9 protein-coding genes and 1 pseudogene are annotated in these 8,901 nt (G+C 69.8%); 7 read left to right on the forward strand and 3 right to left on the reverse strand.

Annotated features, from left to right (window positions below):
- The 6 genes and pseudogenes from AWZ10_RS26525 to AWZ10_RS26550 form a co-directional block, all read left to right on the forward strand.
- Positions 1 to 303: pseudogene (locus tag AWZ10_RS26525) on the forward strand (ATPase); the annotation flags it as partial.
- Positions 300 to 737, forward strand: a complete 438-nt coding sequence (locus tag AWZ10_RS26530; protein WP_046709930.1) for a roadblock/LC7 domain-containing protein — start codon at positions 300 to 302, stop codon at positions 735 to 737. The pseudogene AWZ10_RS26525 and the gene AWZ10_RS26530, both read left to right, overlap by 4 nt.
- A gap of 20 nt (positions 738 to 757) precedes the next feature.
- Complete coding sequence (locus AWZ10_RS26535; protein ID WP_060892191.1) at positions 758 to 1,174, forward strand: DUF742 domain-containing protein; 417 nt, start codon at positions 758 to 760, stop codon at positions 1,172 to 1,174.
- Positions 1,175 to 1,375: 201 nt separating this feature from the next.
- A complete protein-coding gene (locus tag AWZ10_RS26540) occupies positions 1,376 to 1,981 on the forward strand; it encodes a GTP-binding protein (protein WP_060892187.1) in 606 nt (201 codons plus the stop codon).
- A gap of 224 nt (positions 1,982 to 2,205) precedes the next feature.
- Positions 2,206 to 2,619 carry a roadblock/LC7 domain-containing protein gene (locus tag AWZ10_RS26545; protein ID WP_046710204.1) on the forward strand — a complete coding sequence of 138 codons (414 nt, stop codon included), beginning with the start codon at positions 2,206 to 2,208 and terminating at the stop codon, positions 2,617 to 2,619.
- A gap of 129 nt (positions 2,620 to 2,748) precedes the next feature.
- Entirely contained in the window at positions 2,749 to 3,774 is a 1,026-nt protein-coding gene (locus AWZ10_RS26550; RefSeq protein ID WP_060892188.1) for a DUF6397 family protein, read from the forward strand.
- A 10-nt stretch (positions 3,775 to 3,784) separates the two neighbouring features.
- Here AWZ10_RS26550 and AWZ10_RS26555 read toward each other — a convergent pair whose 3' ends face one another.
- Positions 3,785 to 4,660: an acyl-CoA thioesterase gene (locus AWZ10_RS26555; protein WP_005475120.1), complete on the reverse strand. Its 876-nt coding sequence runs from the start codon at positions 4,658 to 4,660 to the stop codon at positions 3,785 to 3,787.
- A gap of 19 nt (positions 4,661 to 4,679) precedes the next feature.
- Positions 4,680 to 7,193 (reverse strand): DEAD/DEAH box helicase, encoded by a 2,514-nt coding sequence (locus AWZ10_RS26560; RefSeq protein ID WP_060892189.1) that lies wholly within the window; start codon positions 7,191 to 7,193, stop codon positions 4,680 to 4,682.
- Between the two features lie 166 nt (positions 7,194 to 7,359).
- Between AWZ10_RS26560 and AWZ10_RS26565 the strand changes: the two genes are divergently transcribed.
- Positions 7,360 to 8,154, forward strand: coding sequence for a metal-dependent hydrolase (locus AWZ10_RS26565; RefSeq protein ID WP_060892190.1), 795 nt, complete (start codon positions 7,360 to 7,362; stop codon positions 8,152 to 8,154).
- A gap of 38 nt (positions 8,155 to 8,192) precedes the next feature.
- Here the strand turns inward: AWZ10_RS26565 and AWZ10_RS26570 are convergent, their stop codons facing one another.
- Positions 8,193 to 8,663: a DUF5709 domain-containing protein gene (locus AWZ10_RS26570; protein WP_037705148.1), complete on the reverse strand. Its 471-nt coding sequence runs from the start codon at positions 8,661 to 8,663 to the stop codon at positions 8,193 to 8,195.
- Between the last annotated feature and the right edge of the window lie 238 nt (positions 8,664 to 8,901).

Below are 8,901 nucleotides of genomic sequence, written 5' to 3' on the forward strand. Positions count from 1 at the left end.
CCGCCGCCCGGCGTCACCACCCTCCGGCCGCACCGCCACCCGCCGGAACCGGAACGCACCGACGAACTGCCGCGGCGCGTACGCCAGGCGCACCTCGCACCCCAGCTGCGCGAACAGCGCACCGGTCGACCCACGTCGACGGCATCCTCCCGGTCCGACGACGAACGCACTCCGGAACTCGTACGGGACCGCATGGCGGCCTACCGCGACGGCTGGGTACGAGGCGGCGGCAGAGCACCCGGCTCAGGCGTCACCCACGGCCCCGCGACGGGCAGCGACAGCAGCGAAGGAGACCCCGCATGATCCAGGACCCGAGCACCAGGGCCACCGAACGGTCCGGTGAACTGGACTGGCTGCTGGACGACTTGGTACTGCGCGTACGCGACGTACGGCACGCCGTGGTGCTGTCCAACGACGGGCTTGCGGTCGGCGCCTCCAGCGACCTCAAGCGCGAGGACGCCGAGCACCTGGCCGCCGTCGCCTCCGGCTTCCACAGTCTCGCCAAGGGCACGGGCCGTCACTTCGGTGCCGGCGGCGTACGCCAGACCATGGTGGAGATGGACGACGGCTTCCTCTTCGTGGCCGCCGCCGGCGACGGTTCCTGCCTCGCCGTCCTCACCTCGGTCACGGCCGACATCGGGTTGGTCGCCTACGAGATGGCGCGGCTGGTGAAACGCGTCGGGGAGCACCTCTGCACACCGACCCGCTCCGGCGCGCGCCCGCCCGCGGCCGGATGAACCAGGGACGGGCCGTGCTCATGACCGAAGGCAGCACAGGCGCTTCGCACGAGCCGCCGGGCAGCCGGTGGTACGACAACGAGGCCGGGCCCCTCGTCCGCCCCTACGCCATGACGGGCGGCCGTACCAGCCCCGGCCCGAACGGGGCCCGCTTCGACCTGATCGCACTGGTCTCGCTCGACACCGGCGCACCCGGTGCCGACGATGACACCTCGCTCGGCCCGGAACACCGCACACTCGCCGAACTGTGCCGCACCGAGACCCAGTCGGTCGCCGAACTCGCCGCGGGCGCCGATCTGCCCGTCGGCGTGGTGCGGGTACTCCTCGGCGACCTCCTGGAGCTGGGCCGCGTCACCGTCAGCCGCCCCGTACCACCCGCGCAGTTGCCGGACGAACGGATCCTGCGCGAGGTGATCGAGGGGTTGAAGGCGCTGTAGATGAACGAGCAGTCGGGTCCAACACGTACCGACTTGTGCCTCCACCCGGTACCGAACACGAACAATACGGTCGATGGCACGAAAAACCGGTCCAACGCCACGCGAAGGAGTGGCAGTTGCCATGATGCTGACTCCTCACAGCCGTACGGACGCAGCCGTACCGATGTCGACCACGGCCGACACTCCCGAGAGAAGTGATCGATGGTCTCCGAACACTCCGATGAGACACAGGGCGACACGGGCGCCCTGGCATTGAAGATCCTCGTCGCCGGTGGATTCGGCGTGGGCAAGACCACCCTGGTCGGCGCGGTCAGCGAGATCAGGCCTCTGCGCACCGAGGAACTCCTGAGCGAGGTGGGCCAGTCGGTGGACGACACCGACGGGGTGGACCAGAAGGTCACCACCACCGTCGCCATGGACTTCGGGCGCATCACCATCAGGTCCGGGCTCGCGCTCTACCTGTTCGGCACACCGGGCCAGGACCGGTTCTGGTTCCTGTGGGACGAGTTGGCCCAAGGAGCGTTGGGTGCCGTCGTCCTCGCGGACACGAGGCGACTGCAGGACTGTTTCCCGGCCGTGGACTACTTCGAGCACCGCCACATTCCGTTCGTGGTCGCCGTCAACTGCTTCTCGGGAGCCCGCGCGTACGACGCCCCCGACGTCTCCCGCGCCCTAGACCTCGACCAGGGCACCCCCGTGGTCCTCTGCGACGCCCGGGACCGAGACTCGGGGAAGGAAGTGCTGATTCGGCTCGTCGAATACGCCGGACGGATGCACACAGCCCGGCTGCTCGACTCCGTGGGCTGAACCGGCGTCAACACGCCCGTTCCTGGCCGGTTTCCGTCCCTTGACACCGCTGTTTCGGTTGGGGAAGCACCTGTTGTCGCCGTTCGGGAAGAAGAGCCGCCATTCCTTGTCGGTCATCTTCCTTGCCATGTCCCCCTTGTGCTTGCTCCGACGGCGGCAGTGGGGAAGGCTGAATCGTCGGAATCTCCTTGCCAGGGGGAACGACGAAACGGGGAGTAGGAACGATGGTGCAGAACGCGGGACTCGGTTGGCTGCTGGACGACCTGACCGAGCGCGTGGAACCCATACGGCACGCCTTGGTGCTGTCCAACGACGGACTCGTCACCGCGGCGAGCACCGGCCTGCGGCGCGAGGACTCCGAACACCTCGCCGCGGTCTCGTCGGGACTGCACAGCCTCGCCAAGGGCTCGGGCCGCCACTTCGGAGCCGGTGACGTGCGGCAGACGATGATCGAGTTCGACGACGCGGTGCTCCTCGTGACCGCGGCCGGACCGGGTAGCTGCCTGTGCGTGCTCAGCGCCGCGGAGGCGGACATCGGGCAGATCGCCTACGAGATGACGCTGCTGGTGAATCGCGTGGGCGAACACCTCCGAGTGGATGCCCGCCAGCCCGAAAGCTCGGCCGCGATAGACCGCTGACCTGGTGGTTTCATGGTTGCGGGCAGAGTTATCCACAGGCCCGCCACGACCTTCGGCGAACGGTCTACGGTTTTCCCGAGGCGAGCGCGAGACCGGCGCGAGCACCGCACCACACGGGGGAGAACCGTCATGCCCGGCGACACCGTCACGCGATCCGCCACACCCGCCACGATCACCGAGCCCGCCGCGCTCGCCACGCCGAGCGTCGCCGCGGCCGGATCGACCGGCCGGACCCTCGCACTGAGCCGCGCCGCCCGCGAACTGGGCCTGAAACGAAGCGAACTGGACCTCGCCGTACAAATGGGATGCCTGCGGACAGTAGTCGATGACGGAGGCGGAGGCCGCCGGATCACGCGGGCGGAGACTGACCGGCTCCGTGCCGAGAAGGGCTTCCCGGAGGCCCTGCGGGAACGGGTCGACGCCGTGGGTTCCCACACGGCCGCCGAGATCCTGGGTGTGCCGCTTTCTCGGTTCATGCGCCTCGCACGGCTGGGCTTGGTCACGCCGGTCACGTTCTCCATGAACCGCTACCGTGCCGTGGTCTGGCTCTATCTGGCGGCCGAACTGCGACGGTTCGCGGCCGACGGGGAGAACGCCCGATGGCTGACAGGTCGTATGCCGGAGGACCAGAGGCGTCAGCTGGACGCGGGGCTGGACCTGCGCCCCCGGAACTGGCGAGGTCGGCAACTCGGATTCCTGCTGCGGCAGGCCGACGACCCCTGGAGGCGTGCCGCAGCTCCTGCCGCCCTGCTCGATCCGATCCAGGTCGCGGAGATCGTCCGGGACCCCTACGAGCGGGCCCACCTGAACAGCCACCGGCCCGCACGGGCCGACCACGGCCCGCCCGACTCGCCCGCCGCGCAGATCACCGCGCGGATCATGACGGCCGACGACCCCGATGAGATCGAATGGCTGCAAACGGACCTCCGGCAGTCCCTCGCCGAGGCCCGCGCCCACCGACTGGCACCGAGGCCCCGCCGGAAGGTGCCGGCGTCGACCGCCGCCGCCCGGCACGAGACTCCGGTGGCGGCAGCGGGACCGGCGCCGCACTCACCCCAGGGCCGGCGGCGTCCAGGAAACCCGCAGCCGACGGCCGGCACGGCTCCCGAGGGGCGACGCGGCCTGTTGGGCTGGCTCATGCGCAGACACCATTGACCTGAACCGGTCAGGCACCGAGCTTGCGGAACAGCCCTTCCTGGACGACCGACACCAGCAGACGTCCCTCCAGGTCGTAGATGCGGCCACGGGCCAGCCCGCGGCCACCCACCGCGATCGGCGACTCCTGGTCGTACAGGAACCACTCGTCCGCGCGGAACGGCCGGTGGAACCACATGGCGTGGTCCAGCGACGCCATGTCGAAGCCACGGGGCCCCCAGAGGGGCTCGACCGGGATACGGACGGCATCCAGAAGGGTCATGTCGCTGGCGTATGTCAGCGCGCAGGTGTGGACCAGAGGGTCGTCCCCCAGAGGTCCCACGGCCCGCATCCACACCGCGCTGCGCGGCTCGGCGTTCTCGACCTCCTCGGGGGTCCAGCGCAGCCGGTCGACATACCGGATGTCGAAGGGCTGGCGCCGGGCCATGCGCTCCAACTGCTCGGGGAGCGCGCCCAGATGCTCGGTGATCTCCTGCGACACCGTCGGCAGTGACTCGGGGTCCGGAACCTTCCGGGCCGGCGGCAGCTGGTGCTCGAAGCTCCCCTCTTCAGGCTTGTGGAAGGAGGCGGTCAGATTGAAGATCGTGCGGCCCTGCTGCACGGCGGTGACCCGGCGCGTGGTGAACGACCGCCCGTCGCGGACCCGCTCGACCTGGTACACGATCGGCACCCCCGGACGCCCCGGGCGCAGAAAGTACGCGTGCAGCGAGTGCACCGGCCGGTCGCCCTCCGTGGTGCGTCCGGCGGCGACCAGCGCCTGGCCGGCGACCTGGCCGCCGAAGACCCGCTGCAGGGACTCCTGCGGGCTGCGCCCACGGAAGATGTTGACCTCGATCTGCTCCAGGTCGAGCAGGTCGACGAGCCTCTCGGCGGGGTTGGTGGTCATGTACGGGCCTCTCCTGTGCTCACAGCTGACCGACGTCGGTGACCTTGACGACGGCGCGTCCCTCTGCGTCGGAGGCCGCGAGGTCGATCTCCGCGCTGATGCCCCAGTCATGGTCGCCGTTCGGGTCGGCGAAGGTCTGCCGGACGCGCCACAGCCCGTTCTGCGGCTCCTCCTCGATCATCAACAGCCGGGGGCCACGGGCGTCGGGGCCCGTGCCGAGCTCTTCGTACTCGTCCCAGTACTTGTCCATCGCCTCGCCCCACCGCTCGACGTCCCAGCCGGACTCGGCGTCCATCTCACCCAGCTCGCCCACATGATCGAGGGCGGCGAGTTCGACACGGCGGAACATGGCGTTGCGGACGAGGACCCGGAACGCGCGTGCGTTGGCGGTGACCGGCTTGACCTGGTCGGCCTTCTCCTGGGCCTCCTCGGCCGTCATCTCCTCGGGGTTGGCCAGCTTTTCCCACTCGTCGAGGAGGCTGGAGTCCACCTGGCGCACCATCTCGCCGAGCCAGGCGATCAGGTCCTCCAGGTCGTCCGACTTGAGGTCGTCGGGGACGGTGTGGTCGAGGGCCTTGAAGGCGCCGGCGAGGTAGCGCAGCACGATGCCCTCGGTACGCGCCAGCTCGTAGTGGGACGTCAACTCCGTGAAGGACATGGCCCGTTCGTACATGTCGCGGATCACCGACTTCGGCGACAGCGGATGGTCACCGACCCAGGGGTGACTCTTGCGGTACGTGTTGTACGCGTGGAAGAGCAACTCCTCCAGGGGCTTGGGGTAGCTGACGTCCTGGAGCCGCTCCATGCGGTCCTCGTACTCGACCCCGTCCGCCTTCATCGCGGCGACGGCCTCACCGCGCGCCTTGTTCTGCTGGGCGGCGAGGATCTGCCGCGGATCGTCAAGCGTCGACTCGACGACGGAGACCATGTCGAGTGCGTACGACGGGGACTCCGGGTCCAGCAGTTCGAACGCGGCCAGCGCGAAGGTGGACAGCGGCTGGTTGAGCGCGAAGTCCTGCTGGAGATCGACCGTCAAGCGGACGATGCGGCCCTCGGCGTCCGGCTCGTCGAGTTTCTCGACGACGCCGCCGTCGAGGAGCGACCGGTAGATCGCGATCGCCCGGCGGATGTGCCGCAGCTGCTGCTTGCGCGGTTCGTGGTTGTCCTCCAGCAGATGGCGCATCGCGTCGAAGGCGTTGCCCGGCCGGGCGATCACCGACAGCAGCATCGTGTGGGTGACACGGAAGCGGGAGGTGAGCGGTTCCGGGTCGGCGGCGATGAGCTTCTCGAAGGTGTTGTCGGTCCAGCCGACGAACCCCTCGGGCGCCTTCTTGCGGACCACCTTGCGGCGCTTCTTCGGGTCGTCGCCGGCCTTGGCGAGCGCCTTCTCGTTCTCGACGACGTGCTCGGGCGCCTGACCCACCACGTAACCCGCCGTGTCGAAGCCGGCCCGCCCGGCGCGGCCCGCGATCTGGTGGAACTCACGGGCGCGCAGCGTCCGCACCCGGTTGCCGTCGTACTTGGTCAGGGCGGTGAACAGCACGGTGCGAATGGGGACGTTGACACCGACCCCGAGCGTGTCCGTGCCGCAGATGACCTTCAACAGACCGGCCTGGGCCAGCTTCTCCACCAGCCTCCGGTACTTGGGCAGCATGCCTGCGTGGTGCACACCGATGCCGTGCCGCACGTAACGCGAGAGGTTGCGGCCGAACTTGGTGGTGAAACGGAAGTTGCCGATCAGCTCGGCGATCCGGTCCTTCTCCTCCCGTGTGCACATGTTGATGCTCATCAGCGCCTGTGCCCGCTCCACGGCCTGCGCCTGGGTGAAATGCACGATGTAGACGGGAGCCTGCTTGGTGGAGAGCAGCTCCGTGATCGTCTCCGTCAGCGGGGTCAGCACGTACTCGTAGGAGAGGGGCACCGGGCGGGTCGCCGAGCGGACCACGGAGGTGGGGCGGCCGGTGCGCCGGGTGAGGTCCTTCTCGAACATCGCGACGTCGCCGAGCGTCGCCGACATCAGGATGAACTGGGCCTGCGGCAGCTCCAGGATCGGGATCTGCCAGGCCCAGCCGCGGTCGGCCTCCGCGTAGAAGTGGAACTCGTCCATCACGACCTGGCCGACGTCGGCGTGCTTGCCGTCGCGCAGCGCGATGGACGCCAGCACCTCGGCGGTGCAGCAGATGACGGGGGCGTCGGAGTTCACGGAGGCGTCGCCGGTGAGCATGCCGACGTTCTCGGTACCGAAGATCTTGCACAGCTCGAAGAACTTCTCCGAGACCAGAGCCTTGATCGGGGCCGTGTAGAAGGTGACCTCGTCCCGGGCGAGGGCCGCGAAGTGCGCACCCGCCGCGATCATGCTCTTCCCGGAGCCGGTGGGCGTCGACACGATCACGTTCGCGCCGGAGACCACCTCGATGAGCGCCTCCTCCTGATGCGGGTAGAGGGTGAGACCGCGTTCCTGGGCCCACGACTCGAAGGCTTCGTAGAGGGCGTCGGGGTCGGCGGTCCGCGGCAGCTGATCGATGAGGGTCACGCCCCCATCTTGCCTGCCCGCGCGGCCGATGGGGGAATCGGATGCCGGACCGAAGATCGCGAACGCTACGCTGTGGCGCCGACGGAACGTCAGCGCACCTGGACAACTGGACAGCGGCACAAGGCGCCTGGACAGCGGCACGAACGGAACGGGACGGGGCAGGGCCATGATGGGACCAGCACACTCACTGTCGGGAGCCGCGGCCTGGCTCGGCGTAGGGGCGGCAGCGGCCGCCGTCGGGCACACCATGCCCTGGCCGGTCCTCCTGGTCGGGGCGCTGATCTGCGCGGGTGCCGCGCTCGCCCCGGACCTGGACCACAAGGCGGCCACGATCTCGCGTTCCTTCGGTCCGCTGTCACGCTGGGTGTGCGAGATCGTCGACAAGCTCTCGTACGCCGTCTACAAGGCGACGAAGAAGCAGGGCGACCCGCGCCGCTCGGGCGGGCATCGCACGCTCACGCACACCTGGCTGTGGGCGGCACTGCTCGGCGCCGGTGCCTCCCTCATCGCCATCACGGGCGGGCGCTGGGCGGTGCTGGCCATCCTCTTCGTGCACATGGTGCTGGCCATCGAGGGTCTGCTGTGGCGGGCGGCCCGGGGCTCGAGCAGCGATGTGCTGGTGTGGCTGCTGGCCGCGACCAGTGCCTGGATCCTCGCGGGTGTCCTGGACAAGCCGGGCAACGGGGCGGACTGGCTGTTCACACAGCCGGGCCAGGAGTATCTGTGGCTCGGGCTGCCGATCGTGCTCGGCGCGCTGGTGCACGACATCGGGGACTCGCTGACCGTGTCGGGCTGCCCGGTCCTGTGGCCCATACCGATCGGGCGCAAGCGCTGGTACCCCATCGGCCCGCCGAAGGCCATGCGGTTCCGGGCCGGCAGCTGGGTGGAGCTGCGGGTGCTGATGCCGGTGTTCATGGTGCTCGGGGGAGTGGGCGCGGCGGCGGCGCTGAACTTCATCTGACGCGCCGCTCGGCCCTGGCCGAGCCCTTCGAGACCGGGTCAGCCGGACGGGGAACCCTCGTCCACGATGTGCATCGCCGCCTCCTCGGCGGAGGCGGCGGCCCCGTCGATGCCCACATCGCTGGCGATCAACCCGCTCTCCTCGTCCTCGTGCGCGCCCTCGTCGGGAGCGACGAGACGGCCGGAGCGGAGGTCGCCCACCTCGTTGTCCAGGGGCTCGCCGTCGGTGTCCTGGGAGTCGCCGATGCCGTCCCCGTCGGGGTAGGCGATGTCCGGAAGCTCCTCGGCGAGGCGTTGCTCCAGGGTCTCGCCGCGCAGCCGCTCCGCCGCGGTCACACCGGTGTGCTCCACCGCCCAGGGCCGCTCAGGTGGGGACCAGCCCCGGTCGAGGGGGTCGGCCACACCGTCGGTGACCAGGGTGTCCTCGGCGTCCAGCAGCCCCGCGTCGTCCTGGATCTCGGATCCGTCTGGCTGGTAGACGTCGTCTCCCCAGCCGCCGGCTCTGTCCACGGGTACCTCCAGTGGTGGGGCGGGCCCGGTGCCACCGCTCGGCGACGGTGGGCGCGCGGACCGCTGGGCGACGGCCCGAACCCCGCGAACCGGGCGGTTCACGGGCGTCCCCCGAATCAGTGCCCACCACCAGCCTTCCACTCGCGTTCGGCACCGCGCAACGGCAGGAGGCCTCAGACCGCCGGACCGCCCGGCCGCCGCCCGTCCTGGTCGTGTCCGTTCCGGGCCCGGCGGCCCG

Origin of the sequence: Streptomyces europaeiscabiei (assembly GCF_001550375.1) — a bacterium.
GTDB classification, from domain to species: domain Bacteria; phylum Actinomycetota; class Actinomycetes; order Streptomycetales; family Streptomycetaceae; genus Streptomyces; species Streptomyces europaeiscabiei.